Annotated in this window: 21 protein-coding genes; 8 read left to right on the top strand and 13 right to left on the bottom strand. The window is 33.6% G+C overall.

From position 1 onward, the window contains the following. Positions 1–120: 120 nt before the first annotated feature. From ABD940_RS16645 to ABD940_RS16635, 3 genes are all read right to left on the bottom strand, one after another. Positions 121–3,465: a hypothetical protein gene (locus ABD940_RS16645; RefSeq protein ID WP_345206497.1), complete on the bottom strand. Its 3,345-nt coding sequence runs from the start codon at positions 3,463–3,465 to the stop codon at positions 121–123. 6 nt (positions 3,466–3,471) lie between these two features. Next, positions 3,472–5,046, bottom strand: a complete 1,575-nt coding sequence (locus ABD940_RS16640) for a T9SS type A sorting domain-containing protein (RefSeq protein ID WP_345206494.1) — start codon at positions 5,044–5,046, stop codon at positions 3,472–3,474. A 313-nt stretch (positions 5,047–5,359) separates the two neighbouring features. Further along, positions 5,360–5,749 carry a hypothetical protein gene (locus ABD940_RS16635; protein ID WP_345206492.1) on the bottom strand — a complete coding sequence of 130 codons (390 nt, stop codon included), beginning with the start codon at positions 5,747–5,749 and terminating at the stop codon, positions 5,360–5,362. Positions 5,750–6,779: 1,030 nt separating this feature from the next. Between ABD940_RS16635 and ABD940_RS16630 the strand changes: the two genes are divergently transcribed. Beyond that, positions 6,780–8,063, top strand: coding sequence for an alkaline phosphatase family protein (locus ABD940_RS16630; protein ID WP_345206489.1), 1,284 nt, complete (start codon positions 6,780–6,782; stop codon positions 8,061–8,063). 88 nt (positions 8,064–8,151) lie between these two features. Here ABD940_RS16630 and ABD940_RS16625 read toward each other — a convergent pair whose 3' ends face one another. Next, positions 8,152–9,183, bottom strand: a complete 1,032-nt coding sequence (locus ABD940_RS16625) for a helix-turn-helix domain-containing protein (protein WP_345206487.1) — start codon at positions 9,181–9,183, stop codon at positions 8,152–8,154. Between the two features lie 645 nt (positions 9,184–9,828). Between ABD940_RS16625 and ABD940_RS16620 the strand changes: the two genes are divergently transcribed. The 3 genes from ABD940_RS16620 to ABD940_RS16610 all read left to right on the top strand — a co-directional run bounded on the left by ABD940_RS16620 (position 9,829) and on the right by ABD940_RS16610 (position 13,836). Further along, positions 9,829–12,723 (top strand): beta strand repeat-containing protein, encoded by a 2,895-nt coding sequence (locus tag ABD940_RS16620; RefSeq protein ID WP_345206484.1) that lies wholly within the window; start codon positions 9,829–9,831, stop codon positions 12,721–12,723. 33 nt (positions 12,724–12,756) lie between these two features. Continuing rightward, positions 12,757–13,290, top strand: a complete 534-nt coding sequence (locus ABD940_RS16615) for a hypothetical protein (RefSeq protein ID WP_345206482.1) — start codon at positions 12,757–12,759, stop codon at positions 13,288–13,290. Positions 13,291–13,506: 216 nt separating this feature from the next. Further along, complete coding sequence (locus tag ABD940_RS16610) at positions 13,507–13,836, top strand: DUF4870 domain-containing protein (RefSeq protein ID WP_345206479.1); 330 nt, start codon at positions 13,507–13,509, stop codon at positions 13,834–13,836. Between the two features lie 250 nt (positions 13,837–14,086). Here ABD940_RS16610 and ABD940_RS16605 read toward each other — a convergent pair whose 3' ends face one another. Continuing rightward, the gene (locus tag ABD940_RS16605) at positions 14,087–14,971 is read right to left on the bottom strand and encodes an NmrA family NAD(P)-binding protein (RefSeq protein ID WP_345206476.1); all 885 of its coding nucleotides are present in this window, start codon (positions 14,969–14,971) and stop codon (positions 14,087–14,089) included. Between the two features lie 101 nt (positions 14,972–15,072). On the opposite strand from ABD940_RS16605, the gene ABD940_RS16600 reads away from it, so the two are divergent. After that, positions 15,073–15,438 carry a winged helix-turn-helix transcriptional regulator gene (locus ABD940_RS16600; protein ID WP_345206473.1) on the top strand — a complete coding sequence of 122 codons (366 nt, stop codon included), beginning with the start codon at positions 15,073–15,075 and terminating at the stop codon, positions 15,436–15,438. A gap of 153 nt (positions 15,439–15,591) precedes the next feature. On the opposite strand, the gene ABD940_RS16595 is transcribed toward ABD940_RS16600, so the two are convergent. Continuing rightward, positions 15,592–16,647 carry an NAD(P)-dependent alcohol dehydrogenase gene (locus ABD940_RS16595; RefSeq protein WP_345206471.1) on the bottom strand — a complete coding sequence of 352 codons (1,056 nt, stop codon included), beginning with the start codon at positions 16,645–16,647 and terminating at the stop codon, positions 15,592–15,594. Between the two features lie 35 nt (positions 16,648–16,682). Then, positions 16,683–17,168: a cupin domain-containing protein gene (locus ABD940_RS16590; protein ID WP_345206468.1), complete on the bottom strand. Its 486-nt coding sequence runs from the start codon at positions 17,166–17,168 to the stop codon at positions 16,683–16,685. Between the two features lie 52 nt (positions 17,169–17,220). On the opposite strand from ABD940_RS16590, the gene ABD940_RS16585 reads away from it, so the two are divergent. Both ABD940_RS16585 and ABD940_RS16580 read left to right on the top strand, forming a co-directional pair. Continuing rightward, entirely contained in the window at positions 17,221–18,123 is a 903-nt protein-coding gene (locus tag ABD940_RS16585) for a helix-turn-helix domain-containing protein (protein ID WP_345206466.1), read from the top strand. A gap of 284 nt (positions 18,124–18,407) precedes the next feature. Next, positions 18,408–19,736: a carboxylesterase family protein gene (locus tag ABD940_RS16580; RefSeq protein ID WP_345206463.1), complete on the top strand. Its 1,329-nt coding sequence runs from the start codon at positions 18,408–18,410 to the stop codon at positions 19,734–19,736. Positions 19,737–19,873: 137 nt separating this feature from the next. On the opposite strand, the gene ABD940_RS16575 is transcribed toward ABD940_RS16580, so the two are convergent. The 4 genes from ABD940_RS16575 to ABD940_RS16560 all read right to left on the bottom strand — a co-directional run bounded on the left by ABD940_RS16575 (position 19,874) and on the right by ABD940_RS16560 (position 23,658). After that, complete coding sequence (locus ABD940_RS16575; protein WP_345206459.1) at positions 19,874–21,346, bottom strand: alpha-amylase; 1,473 nt, start codon at positions 21,344–21,346, stop codon at positions 19,874–19,876. A gap of 45 nt (positions 21,347–21,391) precedes the next feature. Beyond that, positions 21,392–22,489, bottom strand: a complete 1,098-nt coding sequence (gene dinB, locus ABD940_RS16570; RefSeq protein WP_345206456.1) for a DNA polymerase IV — start codon at positions 22,487–22,489, stop codon at positions 21,392–21,394. Positions 22,490–22,539: 50 nt separating this feature from the next. Beyond that, positions 22,540–23,001 (bottom strand): hypothetical protein, encoded by a 462-nt coding sequence (locus ABD940_RS16565; RefSeq protein ID WP_345206453.1) that lies wholly within the window; start codon positions 22,999–23,001, stop codon positions 22,540–22,542. Positions 23,002–23,142: 141 nt separating this feature from the next. Further along, complete coding sequence (locus ABD940_RS16560) at positions 23,143–23,658, bottom strand: TlpA family protein disulfide reductase (protein ID WP_345206451.1); 516 nt, start codon at positions 23,656–23,658, stop codon at positions 23,143–23,145. Positions 23,659–23,813: 155 nt separating this feature from the next. Between ABD940_RS16560 and ABD940_RS16555 the strand changes: the two genes are divergently transcribed. Continuing rightward, a complete protein-coding gene (locus ABD940_RS16555) occupies positions 23,814–24,524 on the top strand; it encodes a hypothetical protein (RefSeq protein ID WP_345206448.1) in 711 nt (236 codons plus the stop codon). Here the strand turns inward: ABD940_RS16555 and ABD940_RS16550 are convergent. Both ABD940_RS16550 and lpxK read right to left on the bottom strand, forming a co-directional pair. Next, a complete protein-coding gene (locus ABD940_RS16550; RefSeq protein ID WP_345206446.1) occupies positions 24,519–25,334 on the bottom strand; it encodes a purine-nucleoside phosphorylase in 816 nt (271 codons plus the stop codon). The genes ABD940_RS16555 and ABD940_RS16550 overlap by 6 nt on opposite strands. Continuing rightward, positions 25,318–26,343 (bottom strand): tetraacyldisaccharide 4'-kinase, encoded by a 1,026-nt coding sequence (gene lpxK, locus ABD940_RS16545; protein WP_345206444.1) that lies wholly within the window; start codon positions 26,341–26,343, stop codon positions 25,318–25,320. Before lpxK ends, ABD940_RS16550 begins: the two co-directional genes overlap by 17 nt. Positions 26,344–26,422: the final 79 nt, after the last annotated feature.

Below are 26,422 nucleotides of genomic sequence, written 5' to 3'. Positions count from 1 at the left end.
TGGTGACAGGCTCTAAATAAGTCCTGCTTTGGATATAATTTTCTGTGGAACTCAGCTGAGCGTGAACCAAACCTGATATAAGCAAAGTTCCTATGGGGATTAATATCTTTTTCATCGTTTTTAGTTTTTGTAATTGTATTTGAATTCTTTCAGGATATTCCCTGTCTGATTATTCTCCCTGATCTCTTTCAGCCTGTTGGCGGAATCGTAGATATAAACTTCTCTTATTCCTGATGGCGGAGTAATGCTTCTAACACCGATTAAAGGATCATAAGTGTAGGTTGTAATCTGATAATTAGACAAGCTTGAATCTTTTCTGAAACTATCCATTAAAGCAAGGAATGCAGACTCATCATTTGAAGCGGTTGCAGAAGCATCAGTATCAGAAGCACTGACAATGGAATCAATTAACGATTGCTGGATATCCGAAAGTTTTGCTCCTCCAATTTTTGCAATAGGCTGAGTTTGGTTGTAACCCCAAATAATTGTTGTGGAGACGCCATCCTTTGTAGTATACTGTTGAAGGTTACCTTTTGAATCATATTTATCGTAAGTGAGATCCGTTGTCGGTGTATTATTTTCAAGATTGTAAGATTGTACGGAAAGAGGTACTACCAGATTTCCGGATTGTGATGTTGGAAGGGAAGTTGGATAAATGATTTCTGATCTGCCTAATGTTTTGGTTACAGTGCCGATGGTTTGCGTCGTTGTGGTTTCCAAAGGGATCCCGATCATGTTTTTACTGATCATTAATTGGTTGTTCTTTTCAGCGGCGTAAGAATAAATAGTTTCCTTAATACTATTTTCAGGGGTTACTGTGATCTGCTTGCTTAATTGCTTATACGAATTATTATAAAAGTAATTTGTTGTCGTGGTAAGTTTTTTATAAGATGAATCATCTTCTACATCAACTTGAATATCTTCAAAATATATAGTTTCTATTTTATTATTTAACGGAGTAGAGTAAGATTTTCTTGGAAGGGAAAACAGTGCTAAATTTGTTATAAGATTATTAGGATCTTCTCCTGAGGAATAAAAAAACTGTTGATAAATAGATGTTCCCATGAGATTATAGATCGTTTTTGATTCTATAAAATCATAATTAAAAACAATTTTCTGCTTCATATAAGCTTTTCCATTAATTAGATTTGAAAAGACTCTGTTTTCTATTAATTTTCCATTGTAATCTTCATATAACACACTGCGATTAAAATCTTTTACAGCAGACCCCGTGAGCAAGCTTAAATCGGAAGAGTCTCCAAAAAAGGCAGTTCCGGAGGTTGGTGGTGGAGAATAAAAGGAGTCTGTCCTGTCAAATACCCCATCTATAAATCTTTTCTCTTCTCCTCCTTTTTCAAAATTGTCTCCTCCATAGCTAACTGTAACTATAGGAAAAGATGTGGCTGTATCAAAATAATCATTAGAACTTTGTGAAGAGAGAATGGTTTGCTGAATTGCTTTCGGAGCAAATGAAACAGAGCCGTCACTGTTATTACATGCTTTAATAGAATAAAGATAAGTAGTATATCCACCCACTGTGTAAAGATTATCTGGAAGAAGATCAGGTTTATTTATATTATCAAATGAGGTATAATATAATCTTTTAATATTTGTAGTATTGGCACCATCAAAATCATAGGATTTTTTTAATCTGAGTCCTACATTATTTACCTCTTCATATCTATTTTTATAAACGACTTCATAATCACCTATATCATGATAGTTTGTTCTCAAAAGCTTCATGACAATTTTATAATGTCTGCTTTTTTCGGTTGCAAAATCAAAAGTTATAGTGTTTTGAGATGGCCCGTCCTGTCCAAAAGTAGGTTTAGGAAGAATTATATTTTTTTCAATTAATATTTCATTTGTTGTAGCGTCCAATATTTTGAAATTGGCAGTTACATTTGCCGGAGGACCACTTACAACATGTTGAGATACAAATAATTTTACATTAATCTTATCATCCATTACTTCACTCCCATTAAGAAAAGAAAAAGTTTCTGTATTGGCAGGAACTTCATCAGCATCCAATTGTCCGGATTTACTATCGTATACAATAGTTTTCTGACCTAATCCTTCATATTCAAAAAACGTTTTACCTTTAGTAGGATAAGTAATTGATTTAAGAGTTCCTTTTACTGCATAATTAAAATCTGATCTTCTGTCAGCAAGTCCTACTACATCAGGGAAAGAAGTTCCTGTTCCATCTCCAATTAATAAATTCAGATTAGGTAATGAAGTAGAAGAACCTGTACCATTGTAATAGCCATATAAATCTGTGCTGTGTGTCATTCTTGCAGGTATTGCAAGCGGATCGTTATATTCAAAAGAATATTCGTTATCAAATATTTTATTATCATTTACGAAATTGTATATTTTAATGCTTGATAAAAAAAATCTCTTTACAGTAGGTGCTGCGTTTAAATAATTAAAATCAAATTCCCGATATTTTTTATCTCTGTTGAAAATTTCTATTGAAGACAATTTATCAATGTCAATAGAATCATAATTAATTTTAATCGTTGTCTGCTCTCCTCTAATAAAAGTTAAAACTTTGCTATCATATATTTTTAAAACAAAATCAGAATGTGTTTTACTGGATCCCAACGGTGTTTCGGATCCACAATCTTGATATACTTGAGTTCGAATGACTTTCCATTCAGTTTCAGATATGTGAGTAATTTTTGCTCCGATATCTTTATACTCAAAGTTTATTTCATTCCCTTGAATATTCTGGATTTTGGTTAAATAAAAACTGGTAAAACCACCAAATTCAGGAGTATCTCTTACAAAAGTTCTTTCCATAGCATTACTTCCACCGAAATAATATTTTATACCTTCATTTGTCGTCAAAATAAAAGAATGGGTAGTTTTAAAGTTTCCTACTGTTTCTATTTTGAATTGATGGGTATCTGATAATAATACGGGATTTAAATCTTTGTCCAAATAGAAACTGCCACTAAGTCCGCTTACTGAAATATTAAAGATATCAACTTCATTATCTAGAGTCACATCTTTTACATATGTATTCAGCAAAGTAGCATTTGCAGAACCATTTGGCGACTGGGTCAAAGTATTTACTCCATATAAATTATCAAAAATCAATCTTTTAGAAGGAAGCTGCATCTCATCAGGTAAATCATATATTGTTCTTGTGATTACTCCACCCATTTCAAGTAGCCAACTAACCCCTACATTATTTGGAATGTCATTTACTTTAACTCCCAACTTTGAATATTTCAACTCAATATTATTAAAGATATTTTTTTCCTTAACTCCTGTAATGGGAATGCTAATTTGAGCCATTCCTTTATATTCATTTAATGGTTGGTTACCATAGCTAGCCATTTCTGCTGATTGTGGAGATGGCGGAACTATATTTGTTGTTTCATTTCCCAGATGGGTTTGAGAATTTACAATCTGATAAAAAAACAGACTGAATATTATTACTATTATCTTTCTCATTTGTATTTACTTTTTAATCAGTTTAGCATTAGCGGTTTTTCCTGCATCGGTTTTCACAGAAACCAGATACGCTCCCTGAATGAGTGGCTGCGTATTGATCTTGGTTACCTTATTTTTGGTTTTAACACTCTGCAGCTGTCTTCCGCCCATGTCATACATTATAATTTCAGCATCTTTAAAATCAAAGCCAATTTCCACATAAGTATAATCTGATACAGGATTCGGATAGATCTTAATATCCTGTTTCTCGATCAGCTGATCGAGTTGTCTGTCTCCCAGTTTTACAATCTTCCAGTTCTCTTTTCCGAGTTCTTCTGCGCTTGTTCCGACAAGAATGATCGAACCGTCTCTGTTCAGTTTAATATCAGAAAGTCTTTCCTCTCTTTTTCTGGATTCTCCTTTCACGTGTTTTCTCCATTGTTCATTACCATTTTGGTCTAAATACAGCATCCAGAAAGTTTCATCATCTGTCTCAATTCTTCCTTCTGCCTGAGTATAACCGCCCAATAAAATGCCTTTGGTTGATGGTTGATTGTTGTTGGTTGACGGATTGTGAATCACACTCATTCCCATTAAAACATCCCTGTTTTTGAAGTTGTAAGATTTCTGCCAGATTTCTTCGCCTCTTTCATTCAAAGAAATTAACCAAAGGTCAGTACCTTCTTCAATACCAACGGTTTTGTTCCCTGATCTTTCCGATCTCGATTCTCCACCGATTAAATATCCCGTTGAAGTTAAAGCCAGTGTTCTTAAATGATCATCACCTTTGCCTCCAAAGTTCTTTTCCCATTCTACTTTGCCGTCTTTGGAAAGCTTGATGATCCAGTAATCGCCTTCTCCGTAATTGTCAGTTTTCTTTGAACCACCTACATTGCTTCTTGAATAAACTCCCAATAAAGCTCCGCCATCTTTTGTAGGGATTATTTTTTCAACTTCATCGAGTCCTTTTCCGCCTAAAACAATCTGAGATAATTCTTTCCCATCTTTATCCAGTCTTACAATCAAAACATCTTTGGAACCGAATCCTTTTAAACCCTGAGGCTCTCGAAGGGTGGTGTTTCCCGTAACAAAATACCCGAAATCGGTCGTTTGGATCACGCTTCTTGCTTCTTCATCGCCTGCAGAACCAATTGTTTTCTGCCACAGTTCATCCCCGAATTCATTGATCCTGATCAGCCAGATGTCAGATCCGCCTTTGGATTCTTCTTTTTTATCAAGCCCTTTTCCACTGTACGAAGTGCCTGCCAAAACGAAACCTCCTTCCTGCGTATTCACGGTTGCCGATAAAAAATCATGATTCTTTCCCGAGAAATATTTCTCCCAAACTTCATCGCCCTGCTGATTCAGTTTGACCAAATGGAAATCATAGCCATTATTCTGTTTACTGCCTGCTGCCTGAAGCGTACTGCTTTGAATACTGCTTCCGGTAATCAAATACTGCCCGTCAATTGTTGTGGTGACCTGGCTCAAAAAATCCTGTGTCGAGGATTTGATGTCCTTTTGCCAGACCACTTGTGTTTCCTGAGCCTGAATACCCAGAACCGTGCACATGGAAAGTGTAGTCACATAAAGTCTTTTCATTCTTAGTGTTAAGTTTTTAGTTATTATTTGTGTGCGAAATTATGAAGAGTTTCGCGTAAGAAAATAAGGGAAACCCCAATCTTAAAGAATTGTTATTATTGTAAACAGAATTTGTCTGAAAGTCATTTGTGTTGATCATGGTTTTTGTTTTTTTTAGTTTTTTATTATTAAAAAATATTACTGTTAATTTTTTACCCTATTTGGCAAAATTAGTATGCATACACGACAAACTGTGTCGTATTATATACAGATGCAGTTTTTTTACGTTAGGTTGGAAAAATTATTTAAAAAATAAGAAAGCGTGGAGTTATATCTACTGTAAGGGAGGTACTGGTATACCTGTGTACAAATAAACAAGTCCACGCCAAGTAGCCGTTATATTATTAAATGCATTTTCCAGCATTGTTTCGGTATCTGCTTTCATACCGTTTGCAATCAGTAAGGCAGATTGTGCAGAAACTACCTGTTTCAATGACTTGAGCGACAACAATGCTCCTTCGAAATTTCGTTTCCTGATTTTCTTTAGAACATCACTTGCCAATGTAGTTTTTACATTCGCTTTACTTAATACCAAATTCAGAAGCTTTATTGGTTTATTCGCTTCATTTCCCAATAAATAGAGATCTTGAGTGGTCTGTTTTTGCTGTACAAGCACGGCATCTCCGGTTTCTTTTGCTCTTACCTCATCTGTTTTATTTTGCATTGCTGACAGATAGGAAGAATTAAATAAATGATTTTCTGATTGGAAGATGTCCAGATCTCTAGTTAGACTTATTAGTAATACATCGGCGATCGGTACATACTCTTCTTTTTGTATTCCCATAGTGTTTTATTTTAAAAAATAACGGGGATAAATATATAATATTGTTTTTATTTATTTCACTTTTTAACATTTTTATCTATTTCACTAGGGATTTGTTTTACTTTCCTAAGTGTTTATCAGAGTACACTATATTTTAGATCTACTGTACTACGGTTTTATGATAGTACAGTCTGTTTTTGTTCCAGTGCAGTAGTTTTTTATTGTAGTTTACTGCATTTTTATTCCAATACTCTTGGTTTTTATTCCAGTACACTACATTTTTGCTCTAGTACACTGGATTCAAAATGATATTTTTCTAAATGGGAAATCTGATAAATGCATTTTCGGATGGTAACAAGAGGTTCCGTCAAACTTGTATGTTTTGATCAGGTTTGTAATATCCAAACTATCAATAATGTTTGAAACAATTCTCACAGGATGCTTCAAATGAATCAACTCCGACAAATTGGGAGGAAAAAGTAAATTTTCTTTAGGATTATAATCTAAGACTATTTTTGAAGTAGTTAACACTCAGTAAATTAATCAATTTGCAACTATTTGGAAGCCTTGGCTTTCCTTTTTGCATAAAAAAGACTATCTCACTTTTGAGACGGTCTCTTTTCTATTGAAATAAACTAAATAGTATTAAAAGCCATAATACAACTCCTGCTAAAGTATTCTTCAATCCTTCAGATTTTGGATTGGAATTGTATTTTTTATTCATTTCTTTTGAATCACAATGATATATAACGATCCACCGAACGAAATTTCCTACTAGATCAAATATAACTTCTATTATTTTCCGTGTTTTAAATCAAATATAAAAATTCTTTTATTTACAACAATTCTAAAAAATGCTTTTAATGTTTTTTTAACTCAGGAAACTTTTCTGTGAGCAATACAGGAAGTAACTTTGCAGAAAATTTAAATAATGAAGCAAGGATTACAATTCTTCCTGTTGATTTTTTCGTTGACATTTTTTGCTCAGAAAGGAAATGTAGATACAACTCAGGTTGTTATTCCAAATAGATATAATAGCGTTGAAGCACAGACAAAACCTTACGTAATCATGATTTCTACAGATGGTTTTCGTTATGATTACGCTAAAAAATACAATGCGGAAAATCTTTTGAGACTTTCAAACGAAGGAGTTCAGGCAAAAGCAATGTTTCCAAGTTATCCGAGTATCACTTTCCCAAATCACTGGACTTTAATTACAGGTTTGTATCCTTCTCATCATGGGTTGATTGATAATTTCTTCTACGATTATAAGCGAAAAGAAAGCTATGCAATGAGCGACAAAAAAAATGCAGAAGACGGAAGTTGGTATGGTGGAACTCCACTTTGGGGATTGGCTGAAAAGCAAGGAATGGTTTCTGCGTCGTTGATGTGGGTAGGCTCTGCAAGTGATGCAGGAGGAAAAAGGCCAACATATTATTATCCTTATCACGAAAAATTCTCACCTTCTGAAAAGGTAGATAAAGTAATCGAGTGGTTAAAATTACCGATGGATAAAAGACCACATTTCATTTCTCTATATTTTCCTGAAGTTGACGGAAGCGGACATCATTTCGGACCAGATACAAAGGAAACAGAAGATGCAGTTCATTTAGTTGATAATGCAATTGGAGAATTGGTTCAAGAAGTAAATGATTTAGGATTAAAAAATGTAAACTTTGTTTTCGTTTCAGATCACGGAATGATAAAAGTGGATGGCGGAAGTCCTTTGGAAATTCCTGCCATGCTTTTAAATAAAGATAAATTTGATATTTATAATTCTCAGACGTTGTTAAGAGTTTACGTTAAAAATCAGGATAAGGTTAAAAATGTTTACAAAGAGTTAAAGGAAAATAAAACGGATGATTATGAGGTTTATTTGGATAAAAAACTTCCAAAATATCTTCACTTCGGAACTAGAGATGATCGATACAACAGAATTGGACAAATTTTATTAATTCCAAAAGCGCCAAAAATATTTTTGGAAAAAGGAAAGAAAACTTCTGTCGGAAAACACGGTTACAACCCAAAAATTGTTCCTGAAATGAAAGCCACTTTTTTTGCTTGGGGACCTGAATTCAAAAATAATTTGGTGATTGATGAATTTGCAAACATCAATGTTTATCCTTTAGTTGCTGAAATTTTAGGATTAAAAATCGATCAGCCGATTGACGGTAAATTGAAAGTCCTGAAAAAAACTTTGAAAGAGAAAAACTAATCTTTCAACTTCTCTTGATGTTGAAAAGTGCTATTCTTTATGATTTTTCTTCGTTACACCTTGTGTTAAAATGTTTTATAACTAAAGTTTATAGTAGATTGTTATTATCAACAGATATATTTAGGCTTTCCAAATATTCAGAAGGAGTAACCCCGGTTTGCTCTTTAAAAACCCTGTTAAAGGTTGGTTGTTTTGTAAAACCGGCTTTTGAGTAAACATATTCTAATGTAAATTTCAGATGAGTGTTTTTAGCAAGTTCATCCTTTATTTGTGCTATTCTGTATTCATTTACCAGAGTACTGAAATTTTTTTTGCCATATATATTCAATGCTCTGGAAATATAAGTAGTATTGGTGTCAAGTAGGTCTGCCAATTTCTTAATACTAAAATCTGATTTTTGGTAAGGTTTTTCTGTTTCGAAGAAATCTATTATTTTTTGATATAATAATTTTTGTATCGTATTATCTGGATTGGAATATTCCTCATTAACTTCTGCAAATTTTTCTGGTTCTACTTTTTTTTCAGATTCAATAGTATTTACATAAATATAGTTATTCTGTATTTTACTAAACTCAATATAATAATAAAGAATAAGAAATGTAAAATAAGTAGCAACAGCTATCATTATATATTCTTGATAGTGTAATGCATAAGAATAATCATGATATAAGTTCTTGTCCAAAGCAATTTGTAAGAAGCCAGAAATATCTTTTATAAAATAGCATACTATAATAATAAAAAATGTGAAATAAATACTTTTTCTAAAAGTAGTAAGTAACATTACCATCAATATTAAAGGAATATAGAACAGATAAATGATTTGCGAAATTTCACATAACAACATGCTAACATAGGTAAGCAGTAGAAAAATTGAAATTGAGATAATTCGGTAAATGGTTACAAAATTAAACTGTGTTTTAGAAATAAGATAACTAATATATAACGCGATTACAAAACCAAAAATAAGTATGTTTTTTGGTAGAGCAAATGGTTGATTACCAATATTCTTTATAATAAAAATTAGAGCTATATAAAATAATAATACCCCGAGAATAGAAAAAGTAAACCATTTGCTAAATTCTCTTCTTTTGTTATTTAATTGCTTTTTTAAATTCTCCATACTTAAAAACAAATATCTTAATTATACAAGAAAGCGTGGAGCTATCATCTTAATTTTATTTGGAGGTTCTGCGAAAATAAGGAACTTCACACCAAACATGTAAATCACTTATTTATCCTATTCTTAATTTGACAATCTGGTTTAAATAATATACCAAAATTTCGATTGCCAAATATACAAAATCACGTTCACAATCAAAATTTTGCTAAAAGGCATTTTTCAGGTAAAACTAAAAAGAGAAATTACGTTTTAATAGTAAAACAATTTCTAAAAAAATATCTCAAAATATAAACAATATCAATATTTTTAATTTTTTTTCCAATATTTAAAATTCTGATAATTAAGTTTTTATATTCTCATGTTAAACAATTTCAGTATAGTGTGAAATGCTTCGATATAGAGACTGAAAAATTTATAAAATTTGCAGTCAAATTCAAAAACACAAATGATGAAGAACATTAATACCAGCCATTTTATTGGCGTCTCAAATCCTGATAGCATAACTTCTAAATCTTTATAAGACACTTTATACTTGCAATTAGAACATTGTAAAAGTCGTCTTCCATTTTTCACACTCAAGCATTTTTTGATTAATATCTCAGAAAATGTAGCCTTAAAAAAAATTTCTGCACATAAATAATACAAATGAAATCAAAAATTAAATTATTAATTATCACATTATCAATATTCTTGATACAATTGATTGGAAATAAAACACTTGCACAAACAGTTTCTGGTACAACTAGTACAAATGGATGTAATGGTGGCGGAACAATTACTGCAGCCAGCACAGGCTTAGGTGCAACACCCCAATACCAATTATTATTATCTGGCTCACCCATAGCTCCAGTTGTAGGGGATACAAACCAATATACTAATAACAATGTTTTTACTGGTTTATTAAGTGGAATATATACATTAAAAGGAAGAACAAGTGCATCGGGTACAGTCTACACAAGCACCAATATTACAGTATCTAATGGTTATACGGCAATGACAGTAAATACACCAACTGCAACCACACCTTGTACAACAGGAATGATAGCTTTGACAACAACAGTTACAGGTGGTAGAGCAAATTATGTTTACAGTATTAAAAATATTGCGACCAATGCAGTAATGGAAACCTCCGTTGCAAAAAGTGCAACCACACATACATTTGCAGCGTTACCCGTTGGCAGCTATCTGGTGAGTGTAACTGATAATTGTGGTACAACGATAACTGGCGCGACATCTATTACTCAAAGTGGAGTTTTAATTGGTGGTATCTTACCAGCCGGATTAGTTTTGAATAGGATAACAAATGGAAGTTGTGCAGCCAAAATACGAATAAATACTTTCTATGGTTTAGGTTACGATACTACAGGGACAAGACCAGCCACTGCAACAGACAAAGCTAATTTTACCTGGCGTTTAGAGTTTAACGGACAAAGTTATGGGCAAGATATAGATGCAGATGGCAATCCTGATTTGGCAGGACCTGATTTTCCAGGCACAACAACCTTTTCTACATTGCCTGGAGGAATAACCGACCGTACTTTAGCGCTTGCAGGAAACCCGAAATATATATTAAAAGATAAATGTGGTAACTCAGCAGCTTATACTCCTACGACTACATTTTTCAACTATAGAGCGGTAAATTGTGGAGGAGTGGGGCAACTTGCAATACAAAATGCAAATTTGGGTGGTAATTTAGCTTGTTATCCTATCAATTTCACATTTACTAATACCACAAATCCAGCAGATGTTATTCTTTATTCATTAACTTCTGCAAGTGGACAAGTACCAAATTCCTTTGTTGTAGGCAAAACCTATAATATTTCTTATGTTGATGCTTCAGGAGGAACTACAGGTTTTAGTGGATCAAATAGTATTGCTTTTTCTCCTACTGCTAATAATTATACTGTTGGAGGCCTAAATAAATCAATTCTAGCATACAACTCATTTAATTTGGGAATTACAGTAAATAATGGGTTCGTTGGTGATGTTATAAAAGCAACTATAATTTCTAGTACTGTATCTTCAACAGTTGGCTTAACAAGCAGTTCAACTTTAACGGCAAATGGTGTTAATAATCTAGGTTTTACTCCGACACCATATTCCAGTAATACACTTCCAGCCGGAACCTATACCGTTCAGTTTTCGGGACCTTGTGGCACCTATAATCAAACATTTTCAGCAATTGGATATATAGGTGTTTTAAGTAGTTTAAGTACAACGCCGGTTTGTGGCGGCTTTAATGTTATTGGGAATACAGCATCAGTAGAAGATGCCTCTTTTTATGAGATTGTAATTGTTTCGGGCCCATCAAATGTTGGAGCAGTAAGAAACTTAGCCAATACAACTACATCTTTACCTTTTAATGGATTATCTTATGGGACTTATGTTTTTGGTATCAGACCCAAATCGGGATCAATTTTCAATACACAGACTGTAACATACGATGCAAGCAGCACAATTACTATAGATAAAAGCAATACTGGGGGGTATATCTGTTCGGCAGGTTCTACCAATGGCGTTTTAAACATAGCGGCCAGTTCTGCATCACCAGCTCCGGGCAACGTTTTATCCTATGCATTAAGCTTAGATGGCGGAACGACTTATGGGGCTTACCAGTCTGCAAATACTTTTAGTGGTTTAGCTTCGGGTACTTATTTGTTTAAAGTAAAAGATGCCTGTGGTAATGAGGTGACCAATTCTGCTCAGATAGGAGTAGCTGCATCGCCTGTAGCCAGTGTAAACGGAATGCCTAATACCGCTACTTTCTGTGCAGGCGAAGCAGGATCTACTATTACTCTAAGTTTGGATGTCAATATTCCTACTGCTATTTATAACTGGACTGGACCAACAGGGGTATTTTCCAATATCTCATCAGATCCTAATTATAAAGGTTTGAAAAATCCGATTATAGCGCTGACATCATTATCTGTAGGCAATAATGCTATTACTTGTACCATAACTTTAGGAGCGCCATGCAATAGTACAAGCACAGGTAATTTGAATATTATAATTCAGCCTCTGCCAACGCTTGTAATTGTAAATCCTGCTGCAGTATGTAATGGCTCTACTGTAAATCTTACTGCACCAACAGTGACAGCAGGAAGTGATTCCGGTTTAGCCTACACTTATTTTACTGACGCTGCTGCAACAGCAATATTGCCAAATCCATCTGCTGTCGGAATATCAGGAACTTATTACATCAAGGCGACCAATTCCAACTCCTGCAGTACTTTGAAACCTGTTAGGGTAACTATCAATACTTGTACATGTACACAACTTCCTGCAACAGGAACACCAAATGCATATACCAAAGTAGGAATCACTGTTCAGCAAAAGCAAGCTGGGTGGCCGGAAAATATTCCGAATGGATTTATTGCCTTGGAGTCTAAAGAAAAAGGGTTCGTTATCACAAGGGTTCAGAATGAAGGGCAGATATCAGATCCAAAAACAGGAATGATCATGTATGATATCACAGCAAAATGTGTAAAGCTTTATAATGGCAGCACATGGAACTGTATCAAGAAAAGCTGTAATAATTAAAATAATCAAATTCTCTATTGTAAAAATTCTAAGATGAAAAAAATAGTATGTCTCACAATCCTTATTATCGTAAATAATTTTTCTAAAGGGCAGGTTGCCTTCGGCGGAAAGCAAAACATAGAAGGTACCAGTACCATTGTAGATTTTAATAATATTGCTACCAATACCAATGGAATTATTCTACCGGCAGTAGATAATGTATCTAATTCTTTAGCTTCTGCTGCATCTAATAACAACGGAACATTTTTATTTGATAAAAGCACAGGCAAGATTAGAATGTTCGAAAATAACATTTGGGTTGATCTAAGCGATGCAGGGAACTCCACATCAATAGCAAACAATTCTTCAGCTGACTTTACTCTTAGCCAGGGAGCAATTATCGGTTCGGCGACAAGTAATGCAAAAGGTGTTTTGGTTTTGGAATCTTCTAATATGGCGATGATACTTCCAAGGATTGCGAACCCTCATTTGACAGTAAAGAGTCCTTATCCAGGAATGATCTGTTATGATACTGCAAGTAAAACATTAGCAGTGTTTGATGGGAATGTCTGGAATTACTGGAAATAGGAAAAGAATAAAAAATCCATTTTATTTTTCCAGTGGAAACTAGCTCCAAAATAGGAAAGTGATAACCTAAGAATGTGTTTAATAGCATAGAAAATGGATTACAAATTAAAGAACAACCGATTATTTTCCGACTAAAGTTTTTCTTAAAGTCCATAGTGTTATCTTTTTTTAATTTTCATAACATAACAAAAATAAATATAGAAGTACAACAAAATTATGAATCAAAAAACATTATCTATTATTAGTTATATTACCATTATGGGTTGGGCAGTTGCCTATTTTGGCTCCAAAAATGAAACAAGAGGCAAACTGCTTATTAAACATTTGGAGCAAAGTTTAGGATTATCAATTTTAAGCATATTTACAGGAATTGTCATTTCGTTTATTACGATGTTTGTTCCTTTTCTGGCAATATTGTCTTATCTCAATTTGATATTCTTTGCACTGATAATTTTAGGAGTCATAAATGCTGCTAATGAAAGAATATCAAACATTCCCATTGTCGGAAATTTGTTTGAGGGCAAATTTGTATTTCTCCGGAATTAATAGAAAAACATCTAACAAAAAATACAACTGTATCAAAATCAAGAATAAAATAGCCTTCAAAATTACTTTAACATGATATATCGACTGAACAATATAGAGTATGAAATTCAGGAGAAGTTAAAACTGATTTAAACTCGAAAGATTTTGATATAAAGTATATTCAAAGTTTTTAATATAAATTTTTCTAAAATAGTTTCGGCGAGCCTTTGGCTCGCCGAAACTATTTTAGAAAAACCAATGACAGAAAAAATTAAGAATTAAATTTCTCTGCAAATTCATTCGCAAACTCCTCCAGTTTAATCTTTCCGTCAACAACACAACCATGTTCAATAAAATCTTTCTGAACAACACCTTTTCTTAAACCTAGTCCCATTTCTGTATACAATTCTGCAATTTCTTTTGGAAGACCTGCCTGAAGCATTCCATTCAGAGAATCTTCATCTTTAAATTCAACCCAGGGAAGTTCGGGTTTTCCGATGGCGTTTCCGAAAACTTTAGCAAAATCACTTCCGGATCGGACGTCGCTTACAATATATCTTACATTTTTACCTTCAGAATTTTTTGTCAATTCTTCCGCTGCAGCTTTCGCAATATCTTTCGGATGAACCAATGGTATTTCTACATTTCCAGGGAAATTTCCACCAATAATTCCTGCATTTTTAATTAATGGAATGTCATTAAAGAAATTAATATAGAAATATCCTGCTCTTAAAAAAGTCACCGATGTATTTTCTAAATCATCGTAGAATTTTTCGATAAAGTGTAGCCCTTTGATCGGACCATTTTCAACAGGTGATTCTACACCGATACTGCTTAACATAACAACTTTTTTCACGCCGGTTTGCTTGATTGCTTCGGCATAATTTTTTCCTGCATTAATAGTGTTTTCAACAACATTTTCAAATCTCATATTCGGAGGAGTCATCAAAAAAGCAGCATCATTTTCTTTAAAAGTTTCAATTAAGAAATTTAGATCTGTAATAGAACCAATCGCTGCTTTTGCACCTAAATTTTCAATTTCACTTTTTTTAGTTTCGTTACTGCTGATTACAGTAATATCGTGTCCTTCTGCAATTAATTGTTCTGCAAGAGGTTTCGCTACGTTTCCTAATGAACCTGTGATGATAATTTTCATAATATTTTTTTATTGTTTGTTTATAAATATTTTGTTATTTCCTGATACAAAGGTATATTTGTACTTACTTTTATACAAGTACTTACCCTAAAGTATGTATTATGGCAGCAATTAAAGAAAGTTCGACAATTCAGCAAAATAAAAAATATGCACTCGATTCTTGTCCCGTAACTTATGTTATGGAAAAGATCGGTGGCTTCTGGAAACCTATTATTTTATATCATCTTTCCAACGGTGACAAAAGATATAGTGAATTGAAACGTGCAATTCCAGCAGTCACAGAAAAGATGTTGATCCAACATTTAAAACAATTGGAAAATGACGGATTAGTAGTAAGAACGGCGAGACCGGTCGTTCCGCCTCACGTAACCTATGAATTGAGCGAGGCAGGAAAAGGATTAATTCCAGTCATCCATTTAATGGCGGAATGGGCATTTAAAGATATGGAAGGAAAATATGATAATTAATGTAACAATTTAGAATGTAACAATTTAGAATCTAACAATTTAGAATCTAACAATTTATTTTCCCTAAACCCTAAACCCTAAACCCTAAACCCAAACTTTAAATAGAAAAGACTCCCCGAAATCGAAGAGTCTTAGTTAAAAATATACGAAGAATTACAAAGATTGCATATCAATTACAAAACGATATTTCACATCGCTTTTCAGCATTCTTTCATATGCATTGTTGATATCCTGAATTTTAATTAATTCAATATCAGAAACAATATTATTTTTTCCGCAGAAATCAAGCATTTCCTGAGTTTCAGCGATACCTCCGATCAAAGATCCAGCCACAGAACGACGTTGGAAAATCATTGGTCTTGTGCTTGGAGATTCATTTTCAAATTCTCCAACAAAACCTACTAAAACCAAAGTTCCGTTTAAGGCAACAGTCTGTAAATAAGGATTGATATCGTGTTCGTAAGGAACAGTGTCGATAATGACATCAAATTTTCCTTTCACAGCATCCATTTGATCCTGTTCTGTAGAAATTACCACATGATCCGCTCCTAATTTTTTAGCATCTTCAGTTTTTCCGGGAGTTCTTGAGAATAAAGTTACTTCAGCTCCCAAACCTTTTGCCAGTTTGATCGCCATGTGTCCTAAACCTCCCAAACCTACAACCGCAACTTTAGAATTCGGACCAACATTCCAGTGTCTCAAAGGTGACCAAGTCGTGATTCCTGCACAAAGAAGTGGCGCAACAGCTGCCAAATCCAGGTTTTCAGGTACGCTTAGAACAAATCCTTCATCTACAACCACTTTCTGAGAATAGCCACCGAAAGTATGACCTCCCAAATGCTTGTCTTGTCCGTTATATGTTCCTGTAAATCCATTTTCGCAATATTGTTCCAAATCGTGCTTACAACTTTCGCAATGTCCGCAAGAATCTACCATACAACCCACTGCAGCCAAATCTCCAACTTTAAATTTAGAAACCTCGCTTCCTACATTTGTGACTCTTCCCACGATTTCGTGTCCCGGAACTGCAGGATACAAAGATCCGCCCCAGTCATTTCTTGCTGTGTGAAGATCGGAGTGACAAACACCGCAGTATAGAATTTCAATTTCTACATCTTTCGTTGTTACCTCTCTTCTTTCAATATTAATTTCTGCTAAATCTGCCGTTTTAGATTCGGCTCCATAAGCCTTTACTGTGAATGTGCTCATTTGATTTTTTAGTTTAAGTGTTAATTAAGTTTATTTTATAAATTATTGTATTCCTCATCCGTTACAGGTTCCAGCCAATTGACAATACCGTTTTGAGTATTTGGATTAATGGCAATATGAGTAAATTCACTTTCCGGACTTGCGCCATGCCAATGAACTATATTGGGAAGAATATTTACCACATCTCCAGGATTCAAAATCTGCGCGGGCTTGCCTTTTTCCTGATAAAAACCTGTTCCTGAAGTTACAACTAAAATCTGTCCGCCGCCATGAGAATGCCAATTATTTCTGCATTTAGGTTCGAAAATTACATTTCCGATCTGGCAATTAAGCTCATCTTCGTTGGGCTTTAAGATTTGTACCCAAGCTGTTCCGCCGGAGAAATATTCTGATGGTGCTTTTTCTCCTTTTGGAAAAATGTTTTGATTAAATGTTTCCATAACAGTTACAAAAGTCGAAACTTTTGGATAAACCAGACTTATACAAATTACGGAAAGATGTACCAATTTTACCGATACCATAAAATGTAAGTTTAGAAAGTAGTAATTTTGAATAGTAATAAAAATGTACTTCATGGAAAATCAGGAGGTTGAAATCTACAACAGTGTCTCAGAATATAATAAAATGGCGAATCATGAAACCCTGCATCCGTTAGTAAGCGTGATTGATTTTTCTAAATCTGATCCTATCTGTCAACATTTAAGAACGTTTGGTTTCTACACCGTTTTTTTGAAAGATGTGATGTGCGGTGATATGTTGTATGGAAAACACAGTTACGATTATCAGGAAGGCACATTGGTTTTTATTGCACCCGGACAAACCTACGGAATTTATAATGCAGGAAAATATATTCAACCCGCTGGTTTTGCCTTAATTTTTCATCCTGATCTGTTGAAGGGAACGAATTTGGGTAAAAATATTAAAGATTATAATTTCTTTTCTTACGATGTTCATGAAGCACTGCATCTTTCAGAAAAGGAAAGGGAAATTATTCTGGAATGTTTTAAAAACATCAGACATGAACTTGGACAGGCGATCGACAAACACAGCAAATCATTAATTGTCAACAATATTGAGTTGTTTTTAAATTACAGTATGCGTTTTTATGACCGTCAGTTTATTACAAGAGATCATGTGAATCAGGGAGTTATCGGTAAATTTGAAAATTTATTAAATGATTATTTAAAGTCTGAAAAACCTAAAAATATTGGTTTCCCGATGGTCAATTATTTTGCAGAGCAGCTTAATCTGTCAGCAAATTATTTTGGTGATATTATTAAAAAGGAACTTGGAGTTTCTGCGCAGGAATTCATTCATAATAAATTGATCGATGTGGCAAAAGATCGGATTTTCGATCCTACAAAATCTATCAGCGAAATTTCTTATGATTTAGGTTTTAAATATCCACAACATTTTACAAGACTATTCAAAAGTAAAGTTGGGGTTTCTCCAAGTGAGTATAAAACTTTGAATTAATTTCTTTAAATATTAAAAAAATATCCACTCGGTTTGTCATTCTGAAAGAATCTAGGGACTAATCTTTCCATATTATTTCTAATACTATTTTTAGATTCCTAGGGGATGACAGACTCTGAAAATAGATTTGAAGAGAACTTATGTGTTCTTATTTACGGTTTAATAATAAACTTAAAATAACTAAAGTGTTAATCTTTTGTGACTTTTGCGGTTGAAAAAATTAGTGTTTGATCAAAACAAAAAAATTACTAAATTTAATATGAAAAAATAAATTTTGTTTTGGGATGACAACACGGCAAAATATAGGAACTCACATATTTTATACGCCTTTCGGAAAAATTTTAGCCTTAAAAGAAAACGGAGTTATTAAAGCTAAAAGTATTCGTTATGCCCGTTCGGAAAGATATAAAATGCCTGTTGCTTTAGAATCTGTAGAATCATACGAAATTGCAGATAAAACTCCGGTTTGCCCGCAACATATCACTCCGCTTTTAGAAAGATTAATTGGCAAAACAGACATTGAAAAATTTCAACCCGATGAATCTCCACAATTCTTAACGATCACCCGTTCCGAAAAATTTAATGAAAATGAAAAATTACCTGTCGTAGTTTGGATTCATGGTGGTTCTTATGAAATTGGCTGTGGCGATCTTCCTACTTCCGATCCTACATTTTGGGTAAAAGAACAGAATATCATTATCGTTTCTATTTCTTATCGTCTCGGACTTTTTGGATTTCTAGGTGGTGATGAAAACAGACTTCCCAATCTGGGGTTATTCGATATTATTGAATCTTTAAAATGGGTCAAAAAAAATATTCAGAGTTTCGGTGGAAATAAAGAAAATATTACACTTTTAGGACAATCTTCCGGAGGCGATGCGATTGCACATTTAATGATTTCTGAAGGAGTAGAAAATTTTTTTCAAAGAGCAATTATTCAAAGTGCGCCGCTTGGTTTTCGTCTTAAAAGAAGTCGAATGTCTCTGGAATTTTTCAGGAAAACAGAATTGCTGAAAGATGAAACTGATCCTTTAAAAATGACCGAAAGTTATGCGGGATTTTTACCGTCATTTAGAAAATATGGTTTAAAAACTTCAATGCCTTTTTGTACACAATATGGTTATCCGCCTTTATGCAAGGAGGAGGAAAGCCTTCCAAAATGGAAAGAAAATGCGAAAAAATATGATGTTTTAATAGGTTTAAACAACGATGAAACGGCTTTCTACGTAAAAACAGCGAAAGAAGGGTTGTACACATATCTGCATGAAAAAATTCTCAATAAAATAGTTCGTAAAACCACAGAGTCAATTTATGAGAAACCTGCAAATATTTTTGCTCAAAATTACAAAGAAGGTGGTGGAAATATTTATCAGTTTAAAATTCATTCCAAACTAAAAAACAATTACATCGGAGCTTCCCATTGCGTCGATCTTCCGTTGATTTTTGAAAACGAATCTGCATGGAAAAATTCAGAATTATTAAAAGATGTTCCTTGGAATCATATTCAGGAAAATGGAGGAAAACTTCGTGCACTGTGGGCAGAATTTGCTCGAAGCGGAAAAATTTCTGATGATTCAGAAAGACCTGAAATTCTGGAACTCCGAAAAGTTTAGTTTAAAATTCACGAAAAAAATTATCCCTCACGTCTGTCATTCCGTAGGAATCTAAGCGATTATTTTTGTTATTTATCTCTAATACTATACTTAGGTTCCTACGGAATGACAAATGATATGGGTGGTTTAAAATAAAACTATTCAGCAATCCAAACACTCACATTTCCAGCCGGAGCCGGAAAATTTCCCCAACCTTTTTCATCGATTGTTACTTTTTCTTCGGATCTTCCCAACACATCAAAAAAGACTTTTCCAATATATTTTTCGCCCATTTCCAGAGGTTTTTCGTATGCATCTTTATTGCTCAAAACAACCGCACAGCCGGAATGTTCATCATCTCCTTCGCGAGTCCAGCCAATACAATTTGTATCTTCAAAATAATCTCTCTGTTCTCCGTAAGCATGATCTTTTCTGGCTTTCAAGAGTTCTTCAATTCCATCAACTTTGTTTAAAAATATTTCCTGATCATTACCTTCCTTATCTTTATCAACATAATGTGCTCCGAATAAATCAGGATAAAAAACACAAGGATAACCATCTTTCCTCAATAAAATCAAGGCATAAGCGATCGGTTTGAACCATTCTTCAACAGGAGCTTCCAAATCCTGCAAAGGCTGTGTGTCGTGATTGTCTACCAAGCTCACTGAATGAAGCGGATCTGCCTGAGTAAGACTTCCGTCCAAGATTTTGCTTAGATCATAAGAATTTCCTTCTTTGGAAGCCGTGTGAAAATTATTTTGCAGCGAACTATCGAATAAACTCATGCATCCTTCCGTAACCTCAATATATTTTTGAAGTAAATTCAAATATCCGGGAGCCCAATATTCGCCGACAGCAAAGATGTTTTTCCCAGAATTGGAGCGGAGTAGGGTGATCCATTCTTTATAAAAATCAAAAGAAATATGTTTTAAGGCATCAAGTCTGACTCCATCAAAATCGGTCTGCTCAAAATACCATGTTGCCCAATTATTGAGTTCCTCGCGAACAAATGGGTTACGATGTTCGATGTCATTATACATCAGATAATCGTAGTTTCCCTTTTCGTCATCGATCATTTCTTCCCAGTCGGTTCCGTATTCATTTTTAATTTTAAAAATGTGGGAATCCATTCCTTCTGCATAATCAACTCCGCTAAAGCAAGTGAAGTTCCATTCAAAATCTGAATATTTTTTTCCACGCCCGGGAAATGTAAATTTGGTATAAGACTGTATTTCTATTTCACCCGAAATTATTTTTTCACGATTCTCTTCGTCTACTTTTACAGCTTTGAAAGTTTCCAGTTCATCACCACCGCCTTTGTGTCCCAAAACAATATCTACAATAATCTGCAGTTTATTTTCTTTAAGGGTTTTAATAGCTTTTAAATAATCTTCTTTAGTTCCGTATTTTGTGGGAATTGTTCCTTTTTGGTCAAATTCTCCAAGATCGTAAAGATCATAAGTGTCATATCCGATAGAATAACCTCCGCTTGTTCCTTTATATGCGGGAGGAAACCAAACTGTTGTGATTCCCAGATCTGATAAATATTTTGCCTGTTTTTCGGCTTCTTTCCATAATTTTCCTTCTCCTTCCGAATACCAGTGGAAAAATTGAATCATCGTTTCATTCATAAAATTGTAAATTTGGTTACTACAATGTAGTGAAAAATTTTCAATTTATTGATCTTCAAATTCCTTAAACGGTATTTTTAGTTGAACAGAAACCAGTTTTTTTTCTTCTGTATTAAGATGAGAAAGTGATAATCCCAACAATCTTACAGGTTTATCAAAGGGGCGAAGTTCCCAAAGTTTTTTCCCGGTATTGAAATATTGTTCGGCTGATGAAAAATATTCTTCTTTGGTAATGCTTCGTGTAAAAAGTGAGAAATCTTTATATTTAATTTTTAAAGTTAAAGATCTTCCGAGAATATTATTTTTCTGTAAACGGTTTTGAAGTTCTTCACTTAAGCTCTGTAATTTTTCATCAACCTGCTGTTCATCAAAAAGGTCTTCAAAGAAAGTTCTTTCCACGGCAACACTTTTCTGAATGCGATGAGGTTTTACTTCAGAATTGTGAATTCCACGAACGACATTGTAATAATATGCTCCGGATTTTCCGAACATTCGTGTGAGATCTTCAATGGATCTTTTCTTTAAATCTTTTCCTTTATAAATGCCTAAACTAAACATTTTATTAGCGGTAACTTTTCCAACGCCGTAAAATTTTTCAACAGGCAGTTCTTCTAAAAATTCTTCAATCTTATCGGGATGGATTGTTTTTTGTCCGTTTGGTTTATTGATATCGGAAGCTACTTTTGCTAAAAATTTATTGACGGAAATTCCTGCAGAAGCCGTTAATCCTGTCTCTTCAAATATTTTCTGACGAATTTCTTTCGCAATCTGATTGGCAGATTCTATTCCTTTTTTATTTTCTGTAACATCAAGATAAGCTTCGTCCAAAGAAAGTGGTTCCACTAAATCGGTATATTCATGAAAGATTTCCCGAATTTTTTTCGAAATTTCTTTGTAACGTGCAAATCGGGGAGGAACAAATATCAAATGCGGACATTTTTCTTTAGCTATTTTACTGGACATCGCAGAACGGACGCCAAATTTTCTGGCTTCATAACTCGCTGCGGAAACAACTCCACGATGTTCGCCGCCAACAGCAAGGGCTTTTCCTCTCAATGCAGGATTATCATGCTGTTCCACGGAAGCATAAAATGCATCCATATCGACATGAATTATTTTGCGGATAGGAAAAGAAGAATCCATACCGTAAAGATATGGATTCCTGTATTTTTAATTATTTTCTTTGGCTTGAATTATTTTACTTTTATATTCGGTAATTGATAATTTCCAACAACTTCAATTAAATCTGTATTGTTATTTTTAAGATTTTCAAAAAAACTATTTATATTATTTTCATAAGCTCTCTCACTAACCGCAAAAAGCATCACACCATTTTTTTCAGAATTTGAGATTAGTTTGTAGCGATATACGTTTCTTTCTACAATTTCAATTTCTTTTCCATCCTTTGAGTTTTCACTTACAAGAAAATCTAAAATATATTCGCCATTATTTTCGTAAACATTATAATTTACAAGTGGATTATTTTTTTTTAGATTTTCAATCTCATTCACTTTTTGATCAACAACTTTATCAAGACTAAAATCTCCTTCAACAAATTCAATAATAATCAATTTATTATAATGTTCAAGCTTTTCGTTTGAACTTAAATATTCTTGCTTATAATAATCTGAACTTGGGTGTGAACTCCACGCCAAATTATATGATTTATTTTCAATTCTTATAGGACTAGAAATGTTTAAATAATCAATTATTTTAGATTGAGAATTTAGTACAACGAATTGAAGTAATAAAATTATGATAATTATTTTTAATGTGTTGGTCATTAGTGTTTTGTGCTATTTCAAAAGCTTATCAATCGTAGCCTGAATTTCTGGATCATCGGGAGTTATGGCGTAATATTTTGCAATGGCAGATTTTTGATCGATCACCATATATCTGGGAATCCAGTTTAAGTCTATATAATTATTGAAGTCATTCTTCCAGCCAGAAGCGAACCAATAATTTTCTTTGTTTTTCATTTCAAATCTTTCCAAACTTTTACCAAAACCTTCTTTGGAACGGTCTAATGAAAGGAAAACGAAATCTATATTTTTATTATTTTCTTCTAATTCTTTAGCTTTTGGAAGAGCATTTAAACAATCTCTGCACCATCCTGCCCAAAAATCAATTACTAAAACTTTTCCTTTATGTTGATCTAAAATTTGCTGAATGGTAACAGTTTTTCCTTCTTCATCTTCCAGTTTCTGAGCTAAAGCTTCTTTGGAAAAACCGGTTTTTAGAACTTTCGGAGTTTGTTGCGAACAGCCTAACCCAAAAATACTTAATGTAAAAATTAATAAGAACTTTCTCATTTTTTCAATTTCATTTTATGCAAATCTAAACAATGAAACGTAATTAGGGATTTATTTTTGCTGATTTAGTGAAAATTTATGAGATTGATGGTATCTATCTTGTGATGAGGTTATATTTTAAAGTATTTTTATACAAAGTTTTTATTTTAAAATAAATGAAGAAAAGAGTTTTGATTTCAATATGTGTAGCAATTATAGCGTTAATTATTTTGGTATTTATGTTTTTAAGAAATACTGCTAACAAAATGGAAGATGAACAGAATCGTGTAGTCATAATTCATAAAAAACCTTCATTTACATTATCTCAATTATTTGATATTTCTGAAAATAGAGTAAAGTATTTGTATACAGATTATTTTGATGGAAAAGAAGTGGGATATTTGTGTAAAATTGATGATAAGTATGATGTTACGGTTACCAACTTGGGAAAAATCCAACATCTGAAAATTAACTTTTTTAAACAAAAATTTGAAAATTTTGATAATAAAGTTCCATTGGTATATTTGGATTCTCTTAATAATTTTTTCAAACAACTTCCAGAAAGAAATATTGATGTTGATATTTATAAACGAGAGATTATTAGAGAATTACGAATAGGATACTTAGAGCAAAAAATTGAAATAAATAAGATAAGCCAAACTCAAAATGAATACAATTTTAAAGAGTCTCCATTAAATTTTTACGTCAATAAATCGAAAAAGATTAATTTTCAACTGGGAGCAGCTTCAAAACAAGATGTTACAGAAGTTGATGAAAATGATTTAGGAAAACCTTTGGTGATGAAAACTAATAGCTTATTTTTTGTTGAATATAAGAACGAACTTTATATTTTAAGTTTAATGGAGAAAAAATGGAGTGAATTATAAATAATTCTTCACCAAGCCTTTCACAATAGTAATCACATTCGGCATCGCTTTATTCGCAGCATTCAAAACTTCTTCATGAGAAACAGAATGTGCAATATCTGATCCGCCCAAATCTGTAACAATCGAAATACCGAAAACATCCATTCCCATGTGTTTGGCAACAATTACTTCCGGAACGGTGCTCATTCCGACCATATCACCGCCGATCGCTTTAATCATGCCATATTCTGCGGGAGTTTCAAAAGTTGGCCCTTGAAGAGCAACATAAACACCTTGGTGAATTTTAATATTATTTTCAGAAGCAACTTTTTCGGCAACCGAAATCATTTTTCTGTTGTAAGGTTCGCTCATATCAACAAAACGAGGACCAAAAGAATCAATGTTTTTACCACGAAGCGGATGTTCGGGCATCATGTTGATGTGATCTTTTATAATAGCAATATCTGCAATGCTGTAGCTTTTATTAATTCCTCCGGAAGCATTGGAAAGAATTAAATTTTTAATTCCCAGTAAATGAAAAACACGGATCGGGAAAACAACCGTTTCAATGGAATGACCTTCATAATAATGAAAACGACCACTCATCATCAATACTTTTTTGCCTTGGAGAATTCCATAAATCAGTTTTCCGCCATGACCGACAACCGTAGTTTGGGGGAAATTCGGGATTTCAGGATATTCCAACGTATGAATGGCTTCAACTTCGTCCTGTAATTTTCCTAAGCCCGAACCTAGAACGATTGCGAAATCAGGAGTTTCTTTAATAATGTTTTTTATAAACTCGGCGGTTTGCTTAATTTTTTCTAACATAATCTAAGATGATTTGATTGAATTCTTCCTTCTTATCAATAATCACATTGATAGGCCAATAGTAAACAATATCTCTAAGATAGTCAAAACTTTTAAGACGAACGTAGTCTTTTTCAGTTGTTAAGATTAATTTATATTCACCTAATTTTTTATATTCTGCGATGATATTTTTGATATCAGCATCGGTAAAATTATGATGATCTCTGAATTTTAAATGTTTTACCCTTTGCGAAAACTTAGCAAGGTGAGTCAGCAAAGGTTTCGGATTCGCAATTCCTGTAATTAAAAGAATGTCGTAATAATTCAGGTTGTTATCGGGAAGCATTTTTTCTCTTCCGTGCACATTTTCGTCGTATCCGATGGATGAAAAGAATACTTTTTGGGTGCGATCCGGTCTTATTCTTGAAATATAATACTGCTTGGTTTCATCAGTAAGTTCATCCGGACATTTGCTTACCATGATGATATCCGCTCTTTTTGATCCCGCTCTCGATTCTCGCAAATCTCCTGCAGGAAGAAGATGATCTTTAAAATAAGGATCATTAAAATCCGTCATCATAATATTGAATCCGGGTTTGATCGCTCTGTGTTGCATTGCATCATCCAACACCAAAACATCAAGATCCATATCCTCGATCACTTTTTTTGCTCCCGGAACCCTTTCTTCTGAAACTGCGATCACAAAACGGTTTTTGAAACGTTCAAACAACTGCATTGCTTCATCGCCTACCATTTTGTAGTTGCTTTCGTAATTCGTTACGGCATAACCTTTTGTCAGCCTTCCGTAACCTCTGGAAAGTACTCCCGTTCTGTAATGTTTGGATAAAAACTGGGCAAGGTACATCACCATCGGCGATTTTCCGCTTCCGCCCACAGAAAGGTTGCCGACACAGATTATCGGAGTCTTGAATTTCGTTGATTTAAAAATTCCCAGATCATACATCGTGTTTCGGATACCCGTTACCATATGATAACCGAGGGAAAAAGGATAGAGGTACCATCTTTTCATACGTTTGCAAAAATAGGAAATTTCACATGGATTTGGGGTAATATGGTAGCTACTTTTCAATATTTATTTTAAAAATTCA

The sequence above is a fragment of the Chryseobacterium ginsengisoli genome (assembly GCF_039542325.1).
Taxonomy (GTDB): Bacteria; Bacteroidota; Bacteroidia; order Flavobacteriales; family Weeksellaceae; genus Chryseobacterium; species Chryseobacterium ginsengisoli.
Note: the sequence above shows the minus strand (reverse complement) of the source record. Positions and strands in the feature narration are given on the sequence as shown.

What these genes read in the sequence shown, in the direction of transcription:
- ABD940_RS16615 (WP_345206482.1), top strand. Translation starts at nt 12,757, where the DNA reads ATGAAAAAAATAGTATGTCTCACAATCCTTATTATCGTAAATAATTTT.
- ABD940_RS16600 (WP_345206473.1), top strand. Translation starts at nt 15,073, where the DNA reads ATGGCAGCAATTAAAGAAAGTTCGACAATTCAGCAAAATAAAAAATAT.
- ABD940_RS16605 (WP_345206476.1), bottom strand. Translation starts at nt 14,971, where the DNA reads ATGAAAATTATCATCACAGGTTCATTAGGAAACGTAGCGAAACCTCTT.
- ABD940_RS16645 (WP_345206497.1), bottom strand. Translation starts at nt 3,465, where the DNA reads ATGAGAAAGATAATAGTAATAATATTCAGTCTGTTTTTTTATCAGATT.
- ABD940_RS16555 (WP_345206448.1), top strand. Translation starts at nt 23,814, where the DNA reads ATGAAGAAAAGAGTTTTGATTTCAATATGTGTAGCAATTATAGCGTTA.
- ABD940_RS16595 (WP_345206471.1), bottom strand. Translation starts at nt 16,647, where the DNA reads ATGAGCACATTCACAGTAAAGGCTTATGGAGCCGAATCTAAAACGGCA.
- ABD940_RS16590 (WP_345206468.1), bottom strand. Translation starts at nt 17,168, where the DNA reads ATGGTATCGGTAAAATTGGTACATCTTTCCGTAATTTGTATAAGTCTG.
- lpxK (WP_345206444.1), bottom strand. Translation starts at nt 26,343, where the DNA reads ATGAAAAGATGGTACCTCTATCCTTTTTCCCTCGGTTATCATATGGTA.
- ABD940_RS16580 (WP_345206463.1), top strand. Translation starts at nt 18,408, where the DNA reads ATGACAACACGGCAAAATATAGGAACTCACATATTTTATACGCCTTTC.
- ABD940_RS16585 (WP_345206466.1), top strand. Translation starts at nt 17,221, where the DNA reads ATGGAAAATCAGGAGGTTGAAATCTACAACAGTGTCTCAGAATATAAT.
- ABD940_RS16630 (WP_345206489.1), top strand. Translation starts at nt 6,780, where the DNA reads ATGAAGCAAGGATTACAATTCTTCCTGTTGATTTTTTCGTTGACATTT.
- ABD940_RS16635 (WP_345206492.1), bottom strand. Translation starts at nt 5,749, where the DNA reads ATGCAAAATAAAACAGATGAGGTAAGAGCAAAAGAAACCGGAGATGCC.
- ABD940_RS16575 (WP_345206459.1), bottom strand. Translation starts at nt 21,346, where the DNA reads ATGAATGAAACGATGATTCAATTTTTCCACTGGTATTCGGAAGGAGAA.
- dinB (WP_345206456.1), bottom strand. Translation starts at nt 22,489, where the DNA reads ATGGATTCTTCTTTTCCTATCCGCAAAATAATTCATGTCGATATGGAT.
- ABD940_RS16550 (WP_345206446.1), bottom strand. Translation starts at nt 25,334, where the DNA reads ATGTTAGAAAAAATTAAGCAAACCGCCGAGTTTATAAAAAACATTATT.
- ABD940_RS16620 (WP_345206484.1), top strand. Translation starts at nt 9,829, where the DNA reads ATGAAATCAAAAATTAAATTATTAATTATCACATTATCAATATTCTTG.
- ABD940_RS16610 (WP_345206479.1), top strand. Translation starts at nt 13,507, where the DNA reads ATGAATCAAAAAACATTATCTATTATTAGTTATATTACCATTATGGGT.
- ABD940_RS16640 (WP_345206494.1), bottom strand. Translation starts at nt 5,046, where the DNA reads ATGAAAAGACTTTATGTGACTACACTTTCCATGTGCACGGTTCTGGGT.
- ABD940_RS16625 (WP_345206487.1), bottom strand. Translation starts at nt 9,183, where the DNA reads ATGGAGAATTTAAAAAAGCAATTAAATAACAAAAGAAGAGAATTTAGC.
- ABD940_RS16560 (WP_345206451.1), bottom strand. Translation starts at nt 23,658, where the DNA reads ATGAGAAAGTTCTTATTAATTTTTACATTAAGTATTTTTGGGTTAGGC.